Origin of the sequence: Paenibacillus sp. HW567, from assembly GCF_000374185.1 — a bacterium.
In the GTDB taxonomy this organism is placed as follows: Bacteria; Bacillota; Bacilli; order Paenibacillales; family Paenibacillaceae; genus Paenibacillus_AQ.
Window position 1 is genome coordinate 4,684,703 of sequence record NZ_KB910518.1, and the last position, 23,176, is coordinate 4,707,878.

Sequence of the window (23,176 nt, forward strand, 5' to 3'; positions counted from 1 at the left end):
ACATGGAGGCATACATAGATGAAGAAGAAAATTGATTTGCCCAAAATCCCCGAGCCTGCCGCCCTGCTCCCGCAGCAAGTGCACGCCCTGCAATCCAAAGAGGAGTTCACCAACTGCATTATCAGCGACAGTCTTATTGAATATCAGGAAGCCGTCAGAGTCTCCTTCGAAAAGGTGATTTTCAGGAATGTGACGATTACGGAATCCAGCCTGGAGGCTATTGAGCTTACGGATGTAATTTTTGAAAATTGCGATTTGTCGAACGTGAACTTCAGCGGGGCTTTTGTGCATCGGACGGAGTTTCGGAGCTGTAAATTGACTGGGACGGACTTCAGCAGGGGGCGGTTTCAGAATGTCAGAATAGTGGACTCTATCGGGGATTTCGCCAGCTTCCGCCTTGGCACGTTCAAAGGAACGGCATTTGCAAACTGCCGGCTGGTCAGCAGCGATTATTATCAGGCCAACATGAGCAACGTAGAATTTTCGGGATGCGATATTGACCAGGCTACATTTGCGGGCTGCAAGCTAAAAGAAATCGACCTCAGCGATTGCCAGTTCACCGGTCTGCATGTCGATATCGGGGATCTTGCAGGCTGCATCATCTCATCTGAACAGGCAGCTTCCTTCGCCGGACTTCTCGGTCTTGTAATTAAGTAGCCTTGCCTTTTCCTTCTTCCAGCGGGACCAGCTTGAGCTTGCCGGCACAGTTGCCGCAACGGTAGCGTTTCGGATCGGCTTTGCGCTTGCGCAAATATTCGGTTGAACAAGCGGTGCAGACGAGCTTGTACCGGTAAGGCTGCGGCTTGCGGGCCTGCGCTCCAGGAAGGGTCTGGCAAAAGCGGCTGCCGCCGACCATAGCCAGCAGCTTTTTAAAATCGGCATCCCGGTGCATATACCCTCTCTTCGCCAGATGCAGATGGTAATGGCACAGCTCATGCTTAATGATCCGCTCGGTTTCTTCGCGTCCGAACATCTCTAGCTGCCTGGGATTGATCTCTATGTTATGGCTTTTGGTAAAATACCGCCCGCCCGTTGTGCTCAGCCTGCTGTTAAAACTGGCTTTATGCCGGAACGGCACGCCGAAGCTGATCTGCGACACCTGTTCGATCCACTGCTGCAGCTCTTCATTGCTCATACTTATCATCGTTAATCTCACAAGTCCTCTCCACAGGAATTCAACTCTCTACTTGAATTGTAACTTGCCCATGGGCTACACTGTCAAGAAGGAAGACAAGTACGGAGGGAGAATGTCTTATGCCGAAAATGCGGTATGTAATTTTGCAGCAGCATCAGGAACTGCAATTCGTGGAAATGCCGGAGGAATATGCGTATCAGCTCAGCGCACTCAATCTGCGCCTCAATAAAGAGATTGACAAGCTGACGGCGGATAATGTGCCGGACCTGCCGCTGGCAGTTGCAGAATGCGATTCTCTGGAACTGCTGCGCGAGGAGCACTCGCTGGAATCCGGGCTGGCTTATATCAACCGGCTGGAGCGGGCCTTTGCCTCCATTCAGGAGAGCAGCTACCCGCTCATCTCGCTGCTGACGGAAATCCGCGCGCTGCAGGCCCAGCTTGAGCAATGGTACGAAGAGGAAGAAGAAGGCGTACTGTAGACCTCTTCCTTAGGATACGGAAAGCGGAGATCTGCTACCTCAAATCAAGCGCTGCCGCCGCACCTTTGGGCGACTTCTCCCATATGCTATCTTACGTTAGCATGCCAGAGGAGGGGTACCCTTGCCGCAGTGGCTCTGCCATCAGCTCATGAAGGCTTATTACAAGAAGGACCGCCGTCAGATCAAGCTGCTCAATGAATGCTGGTTCTTTTACCGCAATTCCGCCGAATCCCGTGACTCCATTAAGCGGGAAGTATAGGTATCTGCATAACAAAACCCATCCCGCTCGATGAAGCCGGGATGGGTTTTGTTATGTCGGCTGCTGCCCCGGAGATGCGGAGATAGCGCTATTGCGTTCGCTGACCCACCTTGAAGCTCGCCGTGATTTTAGTTAAAAGCTCCGGTTCGTTGGCCAGGACCCTTGCAGCTTGCGGACCAGCACAATTTGGCCGGTATGGTAGGCATCATGCAGAATGAGGCTCATCACTTCTTCACCCGGAGCATGCCCCGAGCCGCCCCAGTCATATGCACCTTCTTCCAACGCCTCAATGACCTCGCGTAATGAAGCGTGAACACTCTTCAGCTTAGCCACCGCCTGCTCCCATGCTTCCTCCCCACTCTCCGCAACTGTAAAAGTAGCATCATTGCTCTCGGGAGGCGGCAACTGAGGCAGTCCTTTGAGCTTGTTCAGCAGATGTTCCTTGTAATAGGTTAGATGGTTAACCGTCTCCCAAATGCTGTTCCCAGCCACACCCTGCGGCTTCCAGCCCGCCTGATCGCTGTTCACACCTTCCAGTGCAGTGCTAAGCGGCGGCGACCAATCCTCGATATCCATAACATAATCCCAGTTTTGAAGCAAAACTTCACTGATCTTATTTTGCATATTGTACCTCCTATGAGTTTGGTGAATGCAGTCTCAAATTGATGTCAATTCGCCAAAAAAACAATCTCAAATTCGGTAACGACTTAGCATCACCAATAATAGTTACACTGAAAATGTAGCATAATTCCTGACACGGTTCAAGTAACTAGCAAAAGTGATTTTTAACTGTTACAATCAAAAAAAAGAGCTATGAAATAAACGGAGGAATCGAACATGCTGTGGGACGATTTCATTAACAGCTACTGGAGGGATTGGCGGACTGGCGACCGCAGTAAAGACCGGGACAAGCTGGAGGAGCCGGACTGGCTTGCGGACTGGCTGAAGCAGCGTTCGTTGCCCGCTGCACTGCCGCCGGAGCCGGCGGAGCTGGAGCAATTGCAGCAGCTCCGCGGCTTGCTGTGGGCTGAGGTGCAGAAGCTGGTACAGGGGCATGCCCCGGACAAAACTGTGCTGGAGCAGTTGAATGTATATATGAGCCAAGGGCCAGTGATCAGGCAAATTGTCTGGAATGGTGAGGGTAAAGCGGAGCTTTCCCTCCTGCCGCAGCGATCGGATTGGGGGCAGGTCATGGCGGAGATAACGTCCTCTTTTGCCGCTGCCGTACTTGAGAAAGAAACTTCACGCTTCCGCATATGCGAGAATCCCGACTGCCTCTGGGTCTATTACGATGACACCCGCAACCGCTCCAAGCGCTACTGCGATGATAAGCTCTGCGGCAATCTGATGAAGGTCCGCCGTTTTCGGGCGCGGAAAAAAGCAGGCGGTAAGGGAAGCACCACTGGAGAATAAATCAACGTTCAAAGCCTCGATGCACTGTGTGTAAGTTATACCTGGTGGGCCAGGGCCATCAATTTGTTTTTGCCGGAGCGTTTGGCGGTATAGAGCAAAGCATCCACTTCCTCGAACAGTTTCTCTTTGCTTGTCCCTTTGGCGTAGCTCCCAAGCCCGATACTGACTGTGACCACCCCGCCCGCCATTTCCTCGTGTGGGGTGTCCGAGAGCCGCAGGCGGATCTTTTCCGTCAGCTCAGCCGCCTCTTCAAAGGTCTTCTCAAAGAGCAGAATCGCAAATTCCTCGCCGCCATAACGGGCAGCAATATCCGCCGGTGAAATCATCTCCCGGATTACCTTACCCACCCTGGCCAGAATAATATCCCCTGTCCGGTGTCCATATTTGTCATTAATCATTTTAAAGTTATCAATATCAATCAGGGCCAGATGAAACGGTGCGCCTTGATCCCCGTATTCCATTGCCTTATCGTAGAATTCGTGGAAGGATATATGATTATAGAGATCCGTCAGAGCATCCGTTGTCGACAGCTTGCGTATGATCGCATTCTCAATCAGCAAATCCTGCTTGGCCGTCAGCGTCGTCTCCAGATCACTTACAAGCTCACGCCCGTTGATGATGATAATGCTTGCGATCAATGTACCCATCACCAGAAATAACGGAATGGCAATCAGGTCAAACGAGCTTAAAAAAAACTTAAACCAATAATCCCACCGATACAGCACAAAAAAGGCTATCGCCTGCAGCGCAAACGTATACCAGGTTAAATCCAGTCTATAAAAAATCGCCGATGCAAAAATCGGCAACAGCATCAGCGCCCCAATAATGCGGATATCCATGTTCAGATGGATAATCATCATGGCAATAACCGTACCCGCCAAAAAAAGGGAGAGGATCGAATATTTGGAGCCGCTATAATCCATCACTTGGGTCACGGCCACAACCGCCCCCATTAACAGGGTAGGATACAGCAGCACGTTAAGATAAAAATCATACGCCGTCCTATCATAGGGGAGAAATAAAAACGAGCCCAGTTGCGCTATGAAATGAAAGGCAATCACGAGCCAATATATCTGCAAAAAACGTTTGATCCACTTCTCCTGCCGATAGGCCGAGGTACCCGAAGCGCCAATGAAATCTCGTAATCTCAAAACGGTCACCTGCTGAATATAGAGTAGACTGTAACTGCACAAGTCACAATATTTTACCATGATAAGGAGGGGAATTGATACTTCGTAGTTTAAGCTCGGATGTATTTCAATCCGCGCTCTATATAGGGAGCGGAAAAATACTGTACATATAGAGCGGAAAAACGTTCCACTTGACATTATAGCATAAGGGCTCGAAATGCGCTCTTGTGTGGGGGAGGGGCACGGCCAGCCAAGTATAGAGCATCACTTTCAATCACTGTTCAATCCTTACTCCCATATAGGGAGGGAGCGACCGCCTTGCCAACATTTACATTACCCGTACGTGCTTTATTTCAATCCACGCTCCCGCATAGAGAGCGACATCGTTGATGTCTATGGGTTTACCATCTCCAGAATTTCAATCCACGCTCCCGCAGGGGAAGCGACAGTTCGCCTCGAACTCCTTACTATGTAAGGGCTTAAAGCAATAAAAGTGCGAACCTCTTAAATTGGGAAAATTCTCTTAGAAAACATTCTCCAAAAACCCTCAAATCCCTTCTACAGCAAGAAGTGCGAACCTGCTAGGAATTTCGTGTGAGCTTTAGGTTCGCACTTTTTTAACAGCTCCCGCTATTACGAGCAAGTGGAAGATAATTTTGATTAATTCTCCACACTGAGAGTAGTGAGTGTTGATTTCCTGACATCGATGCTAAAAATAATAACAAGATAAAGTCTATGTTCTTCGTGTGGTCAATCTACTGGCTTCATTATAGGTTGAAAAAGCAGCTATCAGATAAATACAAAAAAGAATGACCCTCAGATTTAGCGTGATTCTGGAGGTCACTCTCTTTTACGCAAAGCTACTTTACTCTTCCGTCCTAATGATTCCCTTATCCTTTTCAAACTGCTCTATATGTTGTTCGATTAGGTACTCAATCTGCATAGCAATAGAACGCTTATTCTTCTCCGCAATATATTTTATTTTTACGAAATTTTCATCTTTCAACCTTAACGTGAACACTCTTTTATCGGTTGCCATATGTTTAGTACTCCCTAAAAGTGATGTCATTATTGTAGCATTGTGAAATAAACGATTATAGATTCACATTGACATCTAAGTGATGTCACTATATAATTTAATTTATACATTTACTTTATTTTTTTCGTGAAAGGAAGCATTCATGGCTAACCTGGAACAAGCTTTTGACCAGTTTCTTTCCATTCGTATGGAGTATACAGCTCACTCAATATTGTCTAATTCAAACGAATATAAACAATTAATACAGGAATGCAATCAGCTATTTGTAGAGTTGATTTCTTTTCTCCCCAAAGATTATAAACAACTTCTTCAAAATTATGATACAAGCACCACTTTACTTCAGGGCATAGCGGAAACGTTAATGTATAAACAAGGGTTGAAGGATGGTATTAATCTTAACAAACTTTTAGTCGATCAATAATCTAACGACTCCTCTTGATCAATTAGATTGAGCTAGCTTCAAAAACTTCAATCGTCGCTCCCACATAGGGAACGACGATTGATTGCAGCCTATGTTTCTCTTGCTAGTGCATTTCAATCCGCGCTCCCGCGTAGGGAGCGACGATCGTGCTGTTGCGTGATCGGGAATCACGCGCAAGATTTCAATCCACGCTCCCGTACAGGGAGCGACCATTGTCAGCGCCAGCGCTACCCCCGGCGTGTTATTTCAATCCACGCTCCCGTACATGGAGCGACGCTATAATCCAAGTGAAACTCCTCCGCCATATAAATTTCAATCCACGCTCCCGTACAGGGAGCGACCTTCCGCTGCTTGAGTGCGTACTCGGTAGCAAAATTTCAATCCACACTCCCACATAGGGAGCGACTACAAACTGCAATACCAACCTCGTAGCCGTCAGATATTTCAATCCACGCTCCCACATAGGGAGCGACAAGCATATCGTCCACGCCTTCTTCCATGTTTGGATTATTTCAATCCACGCTCCCACATAGGGAGCGACGTATGGGCGTTGATATCGCTCGCCTCGGCGCTGACACATTTCAATCCACGCTCCCACATAGGGAGCGACAGTCTTTTAGCTTGTCGGTACGGGGATACTGACTATTTCAATCCACGCTCCCACATAGGGAGCGACGTGTATGTTTGTTGACTGAGTAGTGGATCAAGCAGCATTTCAATCCACGCTCCCACATAGGGAGCGACCCACTGGCTGTACTCTTTTTCTTTGTCCAGATGGAGGTATTTCAATCCACGCTCCCACATAGGGAGCGACAACCTTGGCTGTTCGGTCTGCGCCTTTGGTGTCTATTTCAATCCACGCTCCCACATAGGGAGCGACTCTAACACGATGTATCATATAAAGCTTATGGGGTATATTTCAATCCACGCTCCCACATAGGGAGCGACGATGTCCCTCCTGTTGTCCCTTTTGAACAATCGGATTTCAATCCACGCTCCCACATAGGGAGCGACGAATTCAAACCATCTGCAATTCGCTTCATTACTTTATTTCAATCCACGCTCCCACATAGGGAGCGACCTATTTCGCTGTCAGTATCGGTCAAACTGTATATTATTTCAATCCACGCTCCCACATAGGGAGCGACCTAAATGCGGAAGTATATCAATAAGCAACTCTTCTATTTCAATCCACGCTCCCACATAGGGAGCGACGTATACGGAAGTACCCACTTGCCGTGATGCAATGATTTCAATCCACGCTCCCACATAGGGAGCGACACCGAGTCCTATAAGCAGGCCCTTGATTACGCTATTTCAATCCACGCTCCCACATAGGGAGCGACTTGTAACGTATTCAGGTAAACGACAATCTCTTTCCATTTCAATCCACGCTCCCACATAGGGAGCGACATAAGTACAGAGGGCAATCTACTGATACAGGTATTTCAATCCACGCTCCCACATAGGGAGCGACGAATTTCAACCGGAAATCACAGATGCATTAAGACATTTCAATCCACGCTCCCACATAGGGAGCGACTTTTGCTGATCCTATTCAAATAAGGAGGGTACTCATGATTTCAATCCACGCTCCCACATAGGGAGCGACGATTACTCAGCAGCCAGTGCTTCAGTATGATCCAAAGATTTCAATCCACGCTCCCACATAGGGAGCGACAGATACACCAGCAATCTGGTTTTACCTGACGAATATTTCAATCCACGCTCCCACATAGGGAGCGACAGCCCCCGGCCTGTATGGCGATGTAAATCACAAGATTTCAATCCACGCTCCCACATAGGGAGCGACAGCGATTTTTAACCATAAAAAGTATAAAAGCCCTTTTATTATGGCGAATATCCACTTGGTTCTCAAATAAAAAAGCGAAGATAGCTTAATATCGAACACTTTATTACAAATAATGTAATAAAGTTGGTGCGAAGGACCCGGGGATTTCATGGGCGCTATACATTCGCACTACAAAATTAAAGGTCCCTCCAGGTCAATGGATTCTTTGATACCCACATGTTCTACTTTATTTTTGTGATTGTTGCCCAGTTGATAAAATCTCAAGCTGTCTTCATTGGGATCAATAATTGCCTTGAGCTTTATCTTTAATTCAGCGAATTGTGCTGCATCTACGACACATTCAAAAACAGAATTCTGGACCCGCTGTCCATAATTTTGGCATGTTTTCGAGACTTTACGCAGCCGACTCTGACCTTCACTGCTTAGGGTGCTTACATCGTACGTAATCAGCACCAACATCCTATACACCTACTTCCATAAGAACGGAGGATACTCGTCCAAATCATTGCGCAAATGACGGGCCAATAACAAAGCTTGGGCATGGGGAACTAGCCCCCATTGGATTTTCTCTCCCAAATACGGATGCGTGATCGTTTCTTGCTTTTTGCTCTGCCAAGCGGCCAGAAACTTCTTTCTCGCCTCATCGGTCATGATCACAGCTCCGTTTTCTTTCTTGAGAAAGTCAGCTTTATTCACTAGCTTTTTGTTAATTAACGACAGAACAAACTTATCTGCGAAAACACCCCGTAATTCCTCCATAACATCCAGCGCCAACGAAACTCGCCCCGGACGGTCCCGATGCAGAAAACCCACATAGGCATCCAATCCAACAGCCTCCAAGGCGGAGGCCGTATCATGTGCCAGCAGAGTATACGCAAAGGATAACATGGCGTTTACATTATCTAACGGAGGTCTGCGGGAACGGGAGTGAAAATAAAAGTCCTCTTTTTGCTGCAAAATCATCTGGTCAAACATTCTGTTATACGAAATGGCAGCTTGCCCTTCCAGCCCTCTTAATCTGTCTAATTGCTCACAGGTTCTTACCTCAAGGATTAAGGAGGATAACTGCTTAGAAGTTTCTTTGAAATCCTCAACATTTACCCGCAGCGGATAATCTCTTGTCATTCTTTCCAGCATCCATTTGTGGTTATAGATTTTGCCGATAATAAAATTTCGGGCTATCTTAGCTGAACGAATCTCATCTTCAGACAAGATATATTGCTTCTTGCGGAGTACTACATTTCCCCGGCTCTGCCCTGTTACTCTAGCCAGAAATCTTCCGTTCATTGTTAAGAATAGCAAAGAGATGTTACTATCTGCACAATAGCCCATCAGCGCCGGACTTGCTCCCGTGTATCCAAAAGCTACAATGGATTCCAGGTTATGCAGTGGAAATCTGCCCAGCTTCTCTTCCTCTTTCAAGAGCACAATATTATCCCCATCCAGTGATAAATAAACTGACGGCTGGGTGATGTATAGTGTATTCAGAAGTTTCTTCATTCCCGGATTTTCCCTTCAACATAACTTTTTACAGTCTGCTTATTCATTAATTTAGGCAAACAAACATGTTGAAGAGAGCAGCTTTTGCAAAAGGGGCCTGTCTTCACTTTGGGAGTATGTCTGCGGCTATAATAGCTCTGCATTTCTTCTACCATTGTCTTCACATTGGCCTTCAGTTCCGCAGTAAGTGGCACTTCAATCCGGTGTTTGATCTCATTATAGAAAATATATCCTGTTGGCACTTCACACAGCAGCATTTCTTCAAGGCACATGGCCTGCGCGGCTAATTGCACAATATCTTCATTGCTTGTTTTGGGTTTGCCACGTTTGTATTCAACCGGATAAGCAACATACTTACCATCGGCGCCGCTGATCTCAACCCCGCTGGAATCTTGTATAAACTCTACCACATCACAAATTCCACTGATGTTCAGTTCCCGGGACTTCACCGGCATTGCACGAACAATAATTTTGTCGCCCCGCTTCTCCCGTGTAAAAGGCTGGTCCGCATTCCTATGCAGATGCTGTCCCTCTATGGTCCGCACATTTTCTTCCCACTGTTGTTCAATATGAATTAATGCCCACTGTCGTTTGCAAAATTGAAAATGCTGTATGCCAGAGAGCATTAATTCACCGTCTTCTTCACTATAGGCCATCAATAACCTCAGCGCTAAGTCCTTCCAGCTCAGTTAAAACCACTTCATAATCGCCTATTGCTCTAGGCTCTTCAATCTTAGGAGCGACCGCTAACGAACGATGAACTTTAGCTGATGAATACTGGCCTAGCTTGGAGTTGTGCTCCCACCAGTACACTTTATGTACTTCCATGCTTCCGTCGGGTCTGGCTGCAGAAGCATCATTTTCGAATAGCGTGATAAGCACCTGTTTGATTTTCTCCGCATCCTCATTGGAGAATCCTGTTTTCTCAGCTAACTGTGTATTAATGCTTCCATAGAATACATACACCCCAAAATCTACGCGATGCTTCATCCCCATAGTGTCGGAACCTCTGTCTTTCCCAGGCTCGGAATTTACACTTTTGGTAATTTGCATACTTGTAATATCAATGGGGCTTACACTTGTCGCTGTATGGATGGAGACGGGACCTCTTACTCCCACAGATACCCCGGCTCCTTTGTCTGCTTTGAAGGCAAAAACCTGGCCAAAACTCCGAACATCGAGCCATTCCTGACATGCAATCCGGGCAAATTCATCGTTTGAGCTTACTTTTGCTTTTAAAATCTTATCCAATTCTACATTCGCATCCGCACGCTCTCTTAAACTGCTGAATGAATCGGTCTTCCGGTCATTGGACTGTACAAAAATAGACTCTCCCATATCTTGCAGACGATTTCTAATTTTCCGTTTCAACGCAACATCTGAAATTTCACCGTAACCATCATAATTTTGCCGAGGACGGTTCCCATTGAGAGGATCGCCGTTAGGGTTGGCTTTCGTAACAGATACAATAACAGCGAAATCAATTTTATGATCTAAAGTAGTCATGTTTATCTCTCCTCATTGTCAGATACTTGAGTGGAATCGTTGTTCTTATTTTTCTTCTGATAGAGTTCATGTCTCTGACTGTAATAGCCTAATAAATACTTCCCGGATAGCGGTTTATTATTGAATTGGTCGAATGGAATTCTTGAAGCCACCTCATCAATCAGGCTCGAATAATATCTTAATTGTGTTCCAAGTCTTGCCTGATGCGGCTGCAAGCACTTCTGAATCGTGTTCCAGGTTCTCTCCGGATGCTGGGAGAATGCATTCATATAACGAATGGCATTGGTTGAACGCTTCTCATCGGAATCAAGCGCTCTTCTCTCTAACACGTCGGCAATAGCTAGCAATCTTCCAAATAAATAACTGCGGTCATCTACTTCTGTATCTAAGGCCACATTCATTTCCTCCTTCTTATTAATCAAGGCGCATGTAATACTGAGTGTTTTCTCCCACTCCCACTTCTCCATGGATGCAGGATTGGAAGCCCGGTAAAAAGCACTCCGTACAATGTCCTGCGGAATATTATGCCCATCGACGATGCAGGGAAGAATACGTTCCATCAATCCCTTTACAACCTTTTCATTGGCTTTGGGACCGTATGCGGCGAAGGCAATATCCTTTGTGGCTGGCGCTCCGTAGAATTCAGCCCAATTATCCTGTGTATCTTTACGATACCGGTGCAGCCATGAGCAGGTTGAATGCCAATGAACCAATTTATCTAAATAAAGCTGCTTGTCCATATTTCGGTAATAAAGTACGGCCAATCGTCCGGTAGTTGCAGAATCAAGGACAAGAATATTCACATCCGATTTGTATTCAGAAGAAAGCTTGTTTCTATAGCCTTCCATCGCCTTAGCCACTTCACCCGCAAACTCCTGATGGGTATAACTTTTTCGTTCTTTGGTTGCAATGGGTTCCAGATCAAGGGAGAAGAAATCCTCAGTAGGGTCAGGAATATTAAGATCGTCGTTACCCCAGACGAGAAATACACGCTGGTCGATGATTTTACCCTGCCGGTTAATCAGCCACTTCAAGGCGTTATGTGCTTTCTGAGAGACCTCGTAGCTGATACTGGCAGCATCACTGCTCTGCGTGAAACGCCCACGGAATGTAAATCCGCTGGTATCATTGGAGGAGATGAGCTTCGCCTTATCCGCTGCATTTCTGATTTTGTTCGCGTGCCTTTCTGTACTTGGGAGCATCTTTCCGGTTACATAGCAGTAATCATCCTTACCTAATAAATGACTATAATAATGCACAAATGAATCATACATTTCAGGGTCCTTCCATACTTTGGTCAGTTCCTTGTCCGGTGAATAAACATTGAACCTGATGAATGCACTCTCTTGTTCACCTGGAACCAATGAGAATATGGGTGGTTTCTCTCCATGCAAATCTTCAAATTTCTTGTCCCATTTATCAATAAGCTGACCATCTGCATCAAGGAATACTATTTTGTTATTCACTAAATCCCGGATAAGCTGTCGTTTATTCAAATAGCTATAGATAATTTTTACTTTGGCAGAGGCATAAGGAGAATCCGCCCACTCACCCAAGTTCTTGATATACTCCGCAAAAGGCTCTTCTTTCTTAATCTTCCCGCCATAAGCAAGAAAGTCCCCGGCCACATAACTGAGCTTATCATGGAGTGGATAGGGGGCAACCTTGGAACCCGCCCGGCTGGAAGACTCTTCTGTACATGGGATCAAGGTGCTGCTATCGCCTTTCTCTATCACTGACGCGGAATGGAATTCACCATTCTCTGTAATCTCAACTTCGATATGCGCATTCTGCGTAGTGTGAGATACGGGCAGCAGAGTGAATTCGCGGTCATTGTATTTAATCTCGGGTACACCCACACAGTCCTGATTAGATTGATAAGTTTCATATAAATTCAACAACCAGCTCATGCCTTCTCCTCCGCTTCTATTTGCGCAAGCAGTTCCTCCGCTGACTGGAGATTCGATTCATTGAACAGCTTTGGTTTCATCTCGGCAATCTTGCGGACCTGAGTACATTCCTCCGGCCTGATAAAACGTATAATTCCATCCTTCATTACCGGACTCCATAACCGCACTTCCATTTCGTCTCTGCCAGTTTCGTCTGGATAGTTGATGCCATGCACCATGCTCCCAAGATGAATGTCACCGTAATTATCATAGAATCCCCGTTCCTTACCAAAGACACAAGGCTCTACATAAGCCTGACATTCTCTCGCGCCCAGGAAAATATCACGCCGCCCTCCAGCCTGCAAAGAGCGTTTTAATACGTTATGGTGCTTATTCTCGTTGCGGTCATGCGCAAGATCAGGGCGGTTCATGTTGAATTCAAAATGAGCGCGCACCTCGTAAGCAGGGTCCTTCAGGTAAGTGTAGTTGGCGAGTGTATTACCTCCTCCGTAATCTATCGGGCGAATCCCCTTGGACTCCATACGGATGGCGTTCAGGACACGAACCTCATCCACAATCATAATGAGCGTAGGTTTCCAGTACACACTTTCTACAATTCCCTTAAGAGCCTGGTAGCTCGGTACACTGTAGGTCAATTTTTCCCCGCCTAACTTGGTTAAGGGGTCTGTGAATAGTGCATACTTGCCATAAACTTTGAATTCTATTGAATTTCTCATATTTTCCTCCTTTCAGTATTCTTCATTAGAAATCCCTCTCTTAGAGATAGGTTCTTATTACGTTAGAACATGTACAGATCAAGCGGACTATCATTTTCCAGATTAAGACCATACTCGTTATGATAAGCTCCTTCTTTCAAAGCAAGTACCTTGCCATCCAGGTAAGCAACCAGGGAGCCGCTTTTGCTTAACAGTTCTTTCTCATAACTGTAGATGTTAATTGTATATTGTTGAGCTTTACGCAATAAGCGCGTCAGATCAGGTATGCTCTGCTGCCCGTTCAGATCCGCAATGATATCCTTACCCTCTTCAGGCCCATCTCCAAAGGGAACAAGCATTGTAGTTGTCAGATTATCAATCACCTGAAAGTGCTCGGCTGCGGTCTTATAGCTATTGACCAAAAACAAAGGCAAGGCCGCTTTATGCTGGTTATAGTAAGCTTGATAATACGTATTCTCTTTCCTGCTGCATGACAGCAATGTTGTCATTTCCTTGCCCAGCTTGGGAATGGAATAGTTAAGACTTGAAGCAAGCTCTGTATAAAATCCCTTGAAATATTTCTCCATCGCTTGCACAGATAAGATTTGCCCTCCATGCGAGGAAGGATCACGATTTAGATCTACTAGAATTTTTCTGGAAATCTCTTTGCCTATCCTGATTTCCTTCAGATGCTTCAGATTCTCTTCCACATGATTAATTACAAATACCTGACGTATCTGAGCTTCACCATGCCGATTGCATCTGCCCGCCGCCTGAGCTATGGAATCAAGTCCTGCTAACGAACGGATCACACACTGGAAGCTGACATCAACCCCCGCTTCGATAAGCTGCGTACTGATGCATATAACCTGTTTTTTATCCTCCAGAAGCTTCTTCACTTCTTGCAATATCTGATTACGGTGTGCCGCACACATAGATGTACTTAAATGATAGACCGGAGTAGACGGGATTTGCTCTTTTAGACTTTTATATAATGCTTTCACAACAGATTTGGTATTTAATATGACCAGTACACTATTCACTTCCTGCATCTGAGACAGGATAAAATCCGCCAGCTTGCCGTTATCAAATTGTTCAACCGTTGCCCGGTCAACGATCTCCACCCGCTTAAAAGCCTCAATGACATGATCCAGATCATGAATCATTTCAGCTTCCGATTCAATCTCCAGTCTATTTCGCACGTAATCCAATTCAGGTTGTGTTGCCGTACAAAGTACAATACTTGATTCAGCATAAGTCTTGAGAAAATTCAGCGCTTGATTAAATAAAGACACGCATCTGACCGGAACCTTCTGCACTTCATCAAAGATAATGACCGACTCGCTTAAATTATGAAGTCTGCGGATATTACGGCTTCCGTCTGCGTAGAACACATTCAAGAACTGCACCATCGTTGTAAAAATAATCGGGGCGTCCCAGTTATCCTTGGCTAGCTTTATCTTTTGACGCAGATTTGGCACTCCCTCTTCGTATTCATCGTCCTCGTTCTCTGCCTCAACCACATTCGAATGATGTTCCAGAATATGTACTTTATCCTGGAGAATTGTGCGTACTTCATTAGCATTCTGCTCAATGATCGTAGTGTAAGGGACAACATAAATGATATGTTTTTTCTCTTTCAGCAGAGCATGCTTCAGGGCGTATCTCAAACTCGCTAATGTCTTGCCCCCGCCAGTGGGTATGGACAGGGTGTAAATCCCGGATGGCTTATATGCAAATTGCTCACATTGATCCGACATTTCCTTCCTTAACAGATTAATAGGAGAATGAGCATTTTCATGTTCTTGGAAGGAATCGACCTTGGCCATCAGTCTTTCATAATAAAGAGTAAATAACTCCTGGTGATTCACAGTCTCATCCGGCTGATTTTCTTCAAAACAACGGGTGTTGGTCCGGTCAGCATCCACCAGAGCACTAAAAATATATTTCGTCAGAAACATTAATTTTAGTTCCTTGGTTGTTGAAAAATCTACGCTGAAGAATTGTTCCAGCTCCGTTGCAGCCTCGTCTACGTATTGTTGAAATTCAGCTTCTCCCATCACGAGTTGATAGAAGCTGCTCTTGGATCGTTCAAATTCTTCAAGATGTTTGTCCCGAACACGGTGTAAATAATTCGATTCAGAATCTGGATTCAGAAAATCCTGGAGATACGAATGATGTGAGATAATCGCATTACCTACAACTTCGGCCAGAATCATTTTATACATATGATCCTCTTTGTTGGAGAGGTCTTTCGGGAGATTGTGAAATTGTTCGAACAAAAGCTTCCCACCCGCAGTTGAATGATCTACGCTGCCTCTTTTTGGTGGTGCCTCAGGATGGTAAACGGCTTGCATTATGTAATTTCTGAATTCTTCTGTATACTTGCCCAGGTCATGAAGCATCCCAGCGAGTCCCGCAATATGGCTAATCCTTAGCTTTTTACCATACCTTTCCGCTAGGAATCGTACCTCCAGTAGATGCTCAGCAACAGGCTGCACTTTTTTATCACTATCCCTAATGTGAGCAATGTACTCCATTCCTCTCCTCCTCTAGAAAATGCATTCTTCTGAAGCATAGGTAATAAGTAGCAAATAAAAATATTCCATATAAGGGGGACATCTCCTTCTCCATAATAACAGTTATTTATGGAAAAACGACACTATTCGGAGAATATTCAAACATAATTTTACAAATTTCGTCCAACCCCGCAAACGTCAATAGCCCACTTCTTGTTAGTAAGATGTGGGCTATGACGTTTAGATGGGTGAAGATGCAAATTCATTTCACGTTCTAAAGGAGGAACGGCTTAAAGTAAGATTACCAATGACGCGTTAGGATTTCCAATCTACGCTCGCGCCATTGGGAGTGACTAGAGAACTTGCTGTCTATTTTTGCGTAGATACGCTCCCACGTAGTGAGCACACGTAGGGAGCTTAACCAATAGAGAGGATGAAGGATTCCAATCCACCCTCCCGCATAGGGAGCGACTGAAGCTGCAGAAACCGAGCGAGAATTGCTGTTTAATTTCAATCCACGCTCCCGCATAGGGAGCGACGACTCCATTAAGCGCGTAGTGCACAAGATGGAAGAATTTCAATCCACGCTCCCGCATAGGGAGCGACACTTTCCCCCACTTGGAACTTGATCATGTGTTAATCATTTCAATCCACGCTCCCGCATAGGGAGCGACCAACCTTAAGCTCTACAAATATGATTGGACTTGGGAATTTCAATCCACGCTCCCGCATAGGGAGCGACTAAATAGACGAAGGCAATAACCAAAATCGCAATTATTTCAATCCACGCTCCCGCATAGGGAGCGACGTGCAGCTTGTCGAACAACAATTGCTTCCGGTTGTTATTTCAATCCACGCTCCCGCATAGGGAGCGACCGGTCAGCGTGCCAAACTCGGAGCCCACCCCAGTATTTCAATCCACGCTCCCGCATAGGGAGCGACCTGCGCTTGCGTCTGCGATAGGTTGCTTCGGATATGTATTTCAATCCACGCTCCCGCATAGGGAGCGACAGCGATTTTCAACTAAAAAAAGGATGAAAACCCTTATAACAAGCAAGAAAAAAGCTTATAGCTTAAATGAATAGATAAACTCGCTTGATTTTTATACAAATAATGTAATAAATCTGGTGCGGAGGACCCGGGGATTTCATGGGCGCTATACATTCGCACCAGACGTTAACGATAGTCTATGTCCAAAAATCTCTTCTTGGCCTCCAAATGTTGGTACATCATTTATTGTACGTCATTACGCATCAAGCAAGAAGTACTTTCTACTAACAACAGCTTCATTCCCCAAACTTCATGATGTATACATAATTACAAAGGGAAGCTGATGCCCGGTTAACGTGATTTGCAAAATCAATATTTTTGTCTCCATTTTGGCTATGTATCCCTATTCATAGGAAAAGGTGCTGGTAGGTAGATGTGTCATTGATGCACCTTTGTGATTCCTTGCACCCTCTCTGCTTTTTCTATAGCTTCAATCAAAGTTAGATTAGGATTCTCATTTCTGAAATTTATGGCTAGCTCAGCCGAGCCTCCAGCTTATGCCCACTCCCAATAGTCCAACGTATCTACATTTTCCAAATAAAATCTGGAAAGAGCTTCAATCGGATTTATATTGTACATATGCTGAAAAGCTGAAATTGGTTAAATCACACTGATGTATTTAAATGATTTTCGATTTCTCTTATGGTAATATCCGGGTTATACAGCGCTGTATCTATGATTGATGTCCACGGCGGATATTCCCCCCATTATAAAACTTTTATCGCATCTGTAACATGACAACCAATGGTTTGCCATTTACGTCCGAACGCATCAGTAAGATGATTGCATTCTGTGATTCATCTAACTCTAGCCAGACCAAGTTTTTTTAGTGATATCAAGAATAGCTTGGGTGCTAAGTTTGGGGGGCGGGATTTGGACATGTGGCTTCCTCCGTTGTCTACTCTCAAGGATATTTATAAAGTGTAACTAATTCCGAATCGCCGGAGGATCAAAATGGACTTTAACGAATACACACTTCACTGCAAACTAGACAATATTTTAAAAGAGCACGGTATATCTGTATTAAAATTATCCAAAGAGATCGGACACCGAAGAACTACAATTATGGAACTAATGCATAACACTACTATGGAAAAGAAGAAAATTTCAGCGGCGTTGATAATGAAGTTATGTCTTTACTTTGATCTCAGTCATAACGATTTATTTGAAGTACGTCGCAAAGTATAAGCAGGGATAGATAAAAAGCACCGAACTTCTCGATGGGCGAAAGTACGGTGCTTTTTGTAGTATGGACTGTTTGGCTAAAGTTACTATATAGCAATGCTTGAAAGTATGAGTTACATCCCCATGCTCCCGCATAGGGAGCGACCATTAAATCAGGTCAAATGAAGAACGGAAGCAAGAACAACCCGGTAACTGCACCAAATGGTATGCGTCTTGGAAAAAAGCGGCGGCGTGGAAAAAACCCTGGAAAAAAGCCAAATTGTCTATACGTAGCTTCTCTGGCGGGCATTCCGTTCATTTGTCCAATCATTTCGTTCGTGGGAATAGCAAGCGTAATGTAGTCCTGATCAACATGAGCAATAAACCCATCGTGAGATTGACCATCAGTTGTTGTTACACCAACGTATTTATTCATACAGTTCCATGCGACTTGTTGATAATTCGTTTCCATGAATATGGATAACCTCCTTGAATAATATCTCGACAACAGTCTATGGACTACAACCTAGATCAAGCACGGCATATGCCTATAGCTCAAAAATTTTCATGATAAATTAAGTGCTTGTTAAGGAGGGATAAATGATGGGGAACGTAATTACGCTTGTCTTGAAATTTTTGTCATTAACGTGGGCGGATACATCGGGGAAAGCCCCCTTTCCCCTGTACCCTATAAAGAATCTGATAAGCGTTGCAGCTCCCGCAGGGAGAGCGACAGCGATACATAACTTTTTACTTTCCAGATTTCATGCATCAGCTCTCTTGTATCCAATAAAAATGAGTAACGCCATGAGAACTACACAGGCCGCCAATACATAAATCGTTGAATAGCCATAATGGAGCGCAACTGCCCCCCACAGAATTGAACCCAGGCCATACCCTAAATCAAGCCCGGCATAATACATAGCGTTGGCTCTGCCTCGGGATGACTGGGCGACACCCGAAATAATACGTACATTGAGCAAGGGGAGCAGAATACCAACAACGATTCCGCTGATAAAGCCTATAAGGATAAAAATAAGGTTCGATGAAAGAAACGCCGTAGCCAGCAGACATCCGGAGAAGCTGAACAAACTGATAAAAATCACTCTGTTGCTGCCCATTTTATCGACCACCCGGCTGGCAAACAGTCTGGACAAAAGCATCCCGATTGCATTGGCAGTAAAGAATAGCCCAACTTGGCTAAATCCCAGACTAATGCCATAAAGTGCTGCGAAAGATATATATACACTTTGCCCGGATGACACCAGAAACAGCAGCAGGACAGAAATCATTAGGCTTAGGGTAAAAGTCTTTTCGGGTAGCTTGTTCTCAGCAGGTATTCCTTCTTTTGATATTCGACCATCCGGCTTTACATAAGGCAGGCTGAAGGAACCTGTCAGGGTAAGAGCTGATACAGCGAGACATAGGATGAACAACGAGGAAAATTGCTGATAGCTCTCCCCTACAACCATTAAAGCAATAGACGGCCCTAATGCAGCAGTAATAGTAGCCACAACGCCTGAGTACCCAATTCCCTCCAATAAGCGGCTCTCGGGGATAATGTCTGTGATAACCGTGGCAATAGCCGTGGATGTGATTCCAAAAGCAACCCCATCTATAGCTCTGAGCACAAGCAAAGGAACAATCTGGTCTGTCAGGCAATAGCCGATCGCTACAGCGATGGTCAGGCCGAGTCCGGTGATCAGCACTTTTTTTCGACCGATGGTATCCAGCATTTTGCCGACAAATAGCCGGACTGCCAGAGCAGCGAGTGTGAAGACTCCGGTCATTAACCCGGTATACGCATCAGACGAGGTGATTTGCTTAGAATAAATTGATAATGTCGACATTAGAAAATTACGGTTTAAGTTAATGCCGATTGAAGTGACTAATGCTATAATATAGGCTTTTGTCCACAACTGTTGTTTATGCTCCATAAGCTTCCATCTCTTTTCCTTAGCAGTCTATATTCTTATGTAAATAGAAGACCCACTCGTAATCCTCAATTGAATTATGTTAGCACATCCTGGTTATTGGCTCCAAGAAAAAAACACCCTAAAGGGTGTTCTGACCAAGATTCCAGTACAAAACGGACAAAACCCGAGAATTCTCATGTTGTAAGATCATGCCACACTTGGATAGGTACAGGGGGGGCTGTTTCATATTCTAAAAAATCCACGCTCCCGTATGGGGAGCGACGGAGTGGAAGTTATATCCCCCCCCCCCGCATATGATCCAATTTCAATCCACGCTCCCGTATGGGGAGCGACGTAGCCATCAGCCCCGCCTCCAAATCTTGTCCAGATTTCAATCCACGCTCCCGTATGGGGAGCAACCAAATGACAGGTATCACCGACAAGATGATGCAGCAATTTCAATCCACGCTCCCGTATGGGGAGCGACCCATATAGAATGGAGTTGTCATCGCCATTCTTTGGATTTCAATCCACGCTCCCGTATGGGGAGCGACAACGAGAAAGGACGTGGTTACAACGGCCCACATTTCTATTTCAATCCACGCTCCCGTATGGGGAGCGACAAGCCTTGCCATAAGGAGGTATGGGGCAAATGAGTATTTCAATCCACGCTCCCGTATGGGGAGCGACGTCTCCACGTATGGTTTATTACTGGTGTACCAGTGAATTTCAATCCACGCTCCCGTATGGGGAGCGACTTACACACGGATCGTTGAATATTATTCACCAACATATTTCAATCCACGCTCCCGTATGGGGAGCGACGTCAGCATAGAGCTATCCAGCTATGTATGGGAACAATTTCAATCCACGCTCCCGTATGGGGAGCGACCAACCATTCGCAATGTAATATATAAATCTGGAGGTATTTCAATCCACGCTCCCGTATGGGGAGCGACGCGTCTCCCCCTAGCTCTTGCTGCGCATGTTTCGATTTCAATCCACGCTCCCGTATGGGGAGCGACGTGAGCGGACACAGAAAGAGTTGGAAGCTTCCAGAATTTCAATCCACGCTCCCGTATGGGGAGCGACAGCGATTTCCAACTAAAAAAAGGATTAAAACCTTTTTTTTATATTAAAAACTCACTCAAATCTTTGAACAATAAACCATCACGCTCAATTTTAATACAAATAATGTAATAAATCAGGTGCGAAGGACCCGGGGATTTTATGTGCGCTACACATTCGCACCACAAAGTTAAACAATTAACTTTATCCAGGTATCCTTATAAAAAGAGAATATCCAAGTGGTAGCTCACAGTCTATTTTACCGTATCCAGCAACAGGCTTTTTCTAATTATAACTATTTACTTTTAAAATTTCACGCCTCCGACTAGCTCTTCCACTCCCTCGTAACCTTTACCAACTCCATGCCCACAAATTTCAATCTGTAGATATCCGGCATCGTTGTAGATTGCCAGAACTCAAAGCCATACCGAGGATCAAAATAATTCATCATCAGCGTCATAATGTCACCGTGCGTGCCGATGGCCAGAGTGCTGCCTGCATACTTTTCCAATAAAAGCTTCAGTTCTCGAGTTCCCCTTGCCTGGGCTTCTGAGCTGGACTCTCCGCCCTCAAAAGCACAAAAAAAATCCTCATATACGCACCGTTTGGCATCGACAAAACTCATATCTGCTATATTTCCAATCCCGCGTTCCCGCAGATTTTCCAGAAGAACAATTTCTTTCTGCATCTCATCGGCCAAAGGCTGGAGGGTGTGGATGGCCCTTGCATAAGGGCTGGAGAACAACAGATTAATCGGCTTTTTGTGCAAAATGGACCTGATCCGTTCGGCATCCGCCTTCCCTTGTTCCGACAGTCCTCTGGCCCGCTCCTGCCCCTCTGCATATGGCGATTCCGCATGGCGGATCAGGTAGATTATCGTCTTCACTTTGTTGCCTCCGCATTCAAAATCGTTTGTCCGGCGTACAAATACTCCTTGATAATCTTGCATCTAGCTCCCACAACGCTGTTTTATTACTATCCCATTTTAATAGGTGCATTGCCGTTTCAAAATCTACCCAACGATACTCAGTATGTTCAGCCGAAAGCTGTATTTCATCATGGACATTTACTCCAAAGCAGTACTCCGGTATAACAAATATATCTGTCCGATTCCTAAATGTTTCAAAATGAGTGATGGGAACCATAGCTAACGAATCTAATTTCAAAAAAATTACAATCCGGGTTGATTCCTGCTTCTTCAAAGGCTTCCCTTTTTGCAGCTTGAACAATGCTTTCGTTCCCTTCTCCTCCACCCGCGATCCATTGCCAGTAGCCTTCCCCTTCTCTTTTTAGGATGGAATATAACTAACACCTGAAACTCCGCTCTACCCACTAGATTCCCTCCTCATGCTTACCCATACGGCGTCTTACGCACACTGAGAATGTATCTGGTCTGATAGCGGATTGACGCCCCGGCGGGTACACCCTGCTCTGACGTCCGAAGGGCATCCCTCATATCCGGCGAAAAAAGAAGTGCATGTAGGCATTCAAATTACGCTCGCGCGTAGGAGGCGACATAGCCGAGAGCAGCCGGGGCCGGAGTGCGTGGAATTTCAATTCACGCTCCCGCATAGGGAGCGACCATACCAACAATAGGAGCGTTCCTTTGGAACGAAATATTTCAATCCACGCTCCCACATAGGGAGCGACCATACCAACAATAGGAGCGTTCCTTTGGAACGAAATATTTCAATCCACGCTCCCACATAGGGAGCGACAGCATAGCTGATTAGCCTGGTTCGTTGCCCTTCAATTATTTCAATCCACGCTCCCACATAGGGAGCGACGGTCAGTTCCGTATTGCGGAAGGACTTCCATATGGTATTTCAATCCACGCTCCCACATAGGGAGCGACACGGCAGAGGGGCCGGTTGTTGCGTACAATCTCGCGATTTCAATCCACGCTCCCACATAGGGAGCGACTTCCGCTTTGGCTACCGTCTTGATGTTGCGTGTAATTTCAATCCACGCTCCCACATAGGGAGCGACGGCGGGGATTCTTTATCCGAATCATCGACCAGGTAATATTTCAATCCACGCTCCCACATAGGGAGCGACGCAATAGACGAGGCGTGACCGCCGCCAGCGTTCAATTTCAATCCACGCTCCCACATAGGGAGCGACTATTGCGGATATCGTGACCGGACGCATATGGCGGA

The 23,176-nt window shown here is 45.6% G+C and carries 19 protein-coding genes, 2 pseudogenes and 4 CRISPR repeat arrays (1 of these 25 only partly in view); of the genes and pseudogenes, 6 read left to right on the forward strand and 15 right to left on the reverse strand.

Annotation, left to right across the window (positions count from 1 at the left end; all coding sequences use genetic code 11):
• Positions 1–18: 18 nt before the first annotated feature.
• Entirely contained in the window at positions 19–657 is a 639-nt protein-coding gene (locus B212_RS0120770; protein WP_019912972.1) for a pentapeptide repeat-containing protein, read from the forward strand.
• On the opposite strand, the gene B212_RS0120775 is transcribed toward B212_RS0120770, so the two are convergent.
• The gene (locus tag B212_RS0120775; RefSeq protein ID WP_019912973.1) at positions 650–1,135 is read right to left on the reverse strand and encodes a SprT family protein; all 486 of its coding nucleotides are present in this window, start codon (positions 1,133–1,135) and stop codon (positions 650–652) included. The two genes, B212_RS0120770 and B212_RS0120775, sit on opposite strands and share 8 nt — an antisense overlap.
• Positions 1,136–1,254: 119 nt before the next feature.
• Here B212_RS0120775 and B212_RS0120780 point away from each other — a divergent pair, with 119 nt between their 5' ends.
• Positions 1,255–1,614 carry a hypothetical protein gene (locus B212_RS0120780; protein ID WP_019912974.1) on the forward strand — a complete coding sequence of 120 codons (360 nt, stop codon included), beginning with the start codon at positions 1,255–1,257 and terminating at the stop codon, positions 1,612–1,614.
• Between the two features lie 121 nt (positions 1,615–1,735).
• On the forward strand, positions 1,736–1,873 hold the full coding sequence (gene cmpA / locus B212_RS33960; RefSeq protein WP_019912975.1) for a cortex morphogenetic protein CmpA: 138 nt from the start codon (positions 1,736–1,738) through the stop codon (positions 1,871–1,873).
• Positions 1,874–2,005: 132 nt separating this feature from the next.
• Here the strand turns inward: cmpA and B212_RS0120790 are convergent, their stop codons facing one another.
• Positions 2,006–2,497 carry a DinB family protein gene (locus B212_RS0120790; protein WP_019912976.1) on the reverse strand — a complete coding sequence of 164 codons (492 nt, stop codon included), beginning with the start codon at positions 2,495–2,497 and terminating at the stop codon, positions 2,006–2,008.
• A gap of 213 nt (positions 2,498–2,710) precedes the next feature.
• On the opposite strand from B212_RS0120790, the gene B212_RS0120795 reads away from it, so the two are divergent.
• The gene (locus B212_RS0120795; RefSeq protein ID WP_019912977.1) at positions 2,711–3,286 is read left to right on the forward strand and encodes a CGNR zinc finger domain-containing protein; all 576 of its coding nucleotides are present in this window, start codon (positions 2,711–2,713) and stop codon (positions 3,284–3,286) included.
• A gap of 35 nt (positions 3,287–3,321) precedes the next feature.
• Here B212_RS0120795 and B212_RS0120800 read toward each other — a convergent pair whose 3' ends face one another.
• Both B212_RS0120800 and B212_RS34635 read right to left on the reverse strand, forming a co-directional pair.
• Positions 3,322–4,365 carry a diguanylate cyclase gene (locus tag B212_RS0120800; protein ID WP_019912978.1) on the reverse strand — a complete coding sequence of 348 codons (1,044 nt, stop codon included), beginning with the start codon at positions 4,363–4,365 and terminating at the stop codon, positions 3,322–3,324.
• A gap of 916 nt (positions 4,366–5,281) precedes the next feature.
• The gene (locus B212_RS34635) at positions 5,282–5,455 is read right to left on the reverse strand and encodes a hypothetical protein (RefSeq protein ID WP_019912979.1); all 174 of its coding nucleotides are present in this window, start codon (positions 5,453–5,455) and stop codon (positions 5,282–5,284) included.
• Positions 5,456–5,597: 142 nt separating this feature from the next.
• On the opposite strand from B212_RS34635, the gene B212_RS0120810 reads away from it, so the two are divergent.
• Positions 5,598–5,876 carry a hypothetical protein gene (locus B212_RS0120810; protein ID WP_019912982.1) on the forward strand — a complete coding sequence of 93 codons (279 nt, stop codon included), beginning with the start codon at positions 5,598–5,600 and terminating at the stop codon, positions 5,874–5,876.
• A gap of 44 nt (positions 5,877–5,920) precedes the next feature.
• Positions 5,921–7,689: direct repeats of the CRISPR family, unit length 32 nt; unit sequence ATTTCAATCCACGCTCCCACATAGGGAGCGAC.
• A 168-nt stretch (positions 7,690–7,857) separates the two neighbouring features.
• Here B212_RS0120810 and cas2 read toward each other — a convergent pair.
• The 7 genes from cas2 to B212_RS0120845 all read right to left on the reverse strand — a co-directional run bounded on the left by cas2 (position 7,858) and on the right by B212_RS0120845 (position 15,840).
• Positions 7,858–8,148, reverse strand: a complete 291-nt coding sequence (gene cas2, locus B212_RS0120815) for a CRISPR-associated endonuclease Cas2 (protein WP_019912983.1) — start codon at positions 8,146–8,148, stop codon at positions 7,858–7,860.
• 9 nt (positions 8,149–8,157) lie between these two features.
• The gene (cas1c, locus tag B212_RS0120820; RefSeq protein WP_019912984.1) at positions 8,158–9,189 is read right to left on the reverse strand and encodes a type I-C CRISPR-associated endonuclease Cas1c; all 1,032 of its coding nucleotides are present in this window, start codon (positions 9,187–9,189) and stop codon (positions 8,158–8,160) included.
• Positions 9,186–9,845, reverse strand: coding sequence for a CRISPR-associated protein Cas4 (cas4, locus tag B212_RS0120825; protein ID WP_019912985.1), 660 nt, complete (start codon positions 9,843–9,845; stop codon positions 9,186–9,188). Before cas4 ends, cas1c begins: the two co-directional genes overlap by 4 nt.
• Complete coding sequence (gene cas7c, locus B212_RS0120830; RefSeq protein WP_019912986.1) at positions 9,835–10,695, reverse strand: type I-C CRISPR-associated protein Cas7/Csd2; 861 nt, start codon at positions 10,693–10,695, stop codon at positions 9,835–9,837. Before cas7c ends, cas4 begins: the two co-directional genes overlap by 11 nt.
• A gap of 2 nt (positions 10,696–10,697) precedes the next feature.
• The gene (cas8c, locus tag B212_RS0120835; protein WP_019912987.1) at positions 10,698–12,605 is read right to left on the reverse strand and encodes a type I-C CRISPR-associated protein Cas8c/Csd1; all 1,908 of its coding nucleotides are present in this window, start codon (positions 12,603–12,605) and stop codon (positions 10,698–10,700) included.
• Positions 12,602–13,321, reverse strand: a complete 720-nt coding sequence (gene cas5c, locus B212_RS0120840; protein WP_019912988.1) for a type I-C CRISPR-associated protein Cas5c — start codon at positions 13,319–13,321, stop codon at positions 12,602–12,604. Before cas5c ends, cas8c begins: the two co-directional genes overlap by 4 nt.
• Positions 13,322–13,383: 62 nt before the next feature.
• Entirely contained in the window at positions 13,384–15,840 is a 2,457-nt protein-coding gene (locus B212_RS0120845) for a CRISPR-associated helicase/endonuclease Cas3 (protein ID WP_019912989.1), read from the reverse strand.
• Positions 15,841–16,259: 419 nt separating this feature from the next.
• Positions 16,260–16,830: direct repeats of the CRISPR family, unit length 32 nt; unit sequence ATTTCAATCCACGCTCCCGCATAGGGAGCGAC.
• 993 nt (positions 16,831–17,823) lie between these two features.
• On the opposite strand from B212_RS0120845, the gene B212_RS0120850 reads away from it, so the two are divergent.
• The gene (locus B212_RS0120850) at positions 17,824–18,057 is read left to right on the forward strand and encodes a helix-turn-helix domain-containing protein (RefSeq protein WP_019912990.1); all 234 of its coding nucleotides are present in this window, start codon (positions 17,824–17,826) and stop codon (positions 18,055–18,057) included.
• A 154-nt stretch (positions 18,058–18,211) separates the two neighbouring features.
• On the opposite strand, the gene B212_RS0120855 is transcribed toward B212_RS0120850, so the two are convergent.
• The 4 genes and pseudogenes from B212_RS0120855 to B212_RS35465 all read right to left on the reverse strand — a co-directional run bounded on the left by B212_RS0120855 (position 18,212) and on the right by B212_RS35465 (position 22,313).
• The gene (locus B212_RS0120855; protein WP_019912991.1) at positions 18,212–18,505 is read right to left on the reverse strand and encodes a hypothetical protein; all 294 of its coding nucleotides are present in this window, start codon (positions 18,503–18,505) and stop codon (positions 18,212–18,214) included.
• 292 nt (positions 18,506–18,797) lie between these two features.
• Positions 18,798–19,976, reverse strand: a pseudogene (locus B212_RS0120860) (MFS transporter); the annotation flags it as partial.
• 224 nt (positions 19,977–20,200) lie between these two features.
• Positions 20,201–21,041: a CRISPR direct-repeat array (repeat unit 32 nt; unit sequence ATTTCAATCCACGCTCCCGTATGGGGAGCGAC).
• Positions 21,042–21,342: 301 nt separating this feature from the next.
• Complete coding sequence (locus B212_RS0120865; RefSeq protein ID WP_019912995.1) at positions 21,343–21,903, reverse strand: histidine phosphatase family protein; 561 nt, start codon at positions 21,901–21,903, stop codon at positions 21,343–21,345.
• 16 nt (positions 21,904–21,919) lie between these two features.
• Positions 21,920–22,313, reverse strand: a pseudogene (locus B212_RS35465) (NUDIX hydrolase).
• A 254-nt stretch (positions 22,314–22,567) separates the two neighbouring features.
• Positions 22,568–23,176: direct repeats of the CRISPR family, unit length 32 nt; unit sequence ATTTCAATCCACGCTCCCACATAGGGAGCGAC; it runs 1,225 nt beyond the window's last position.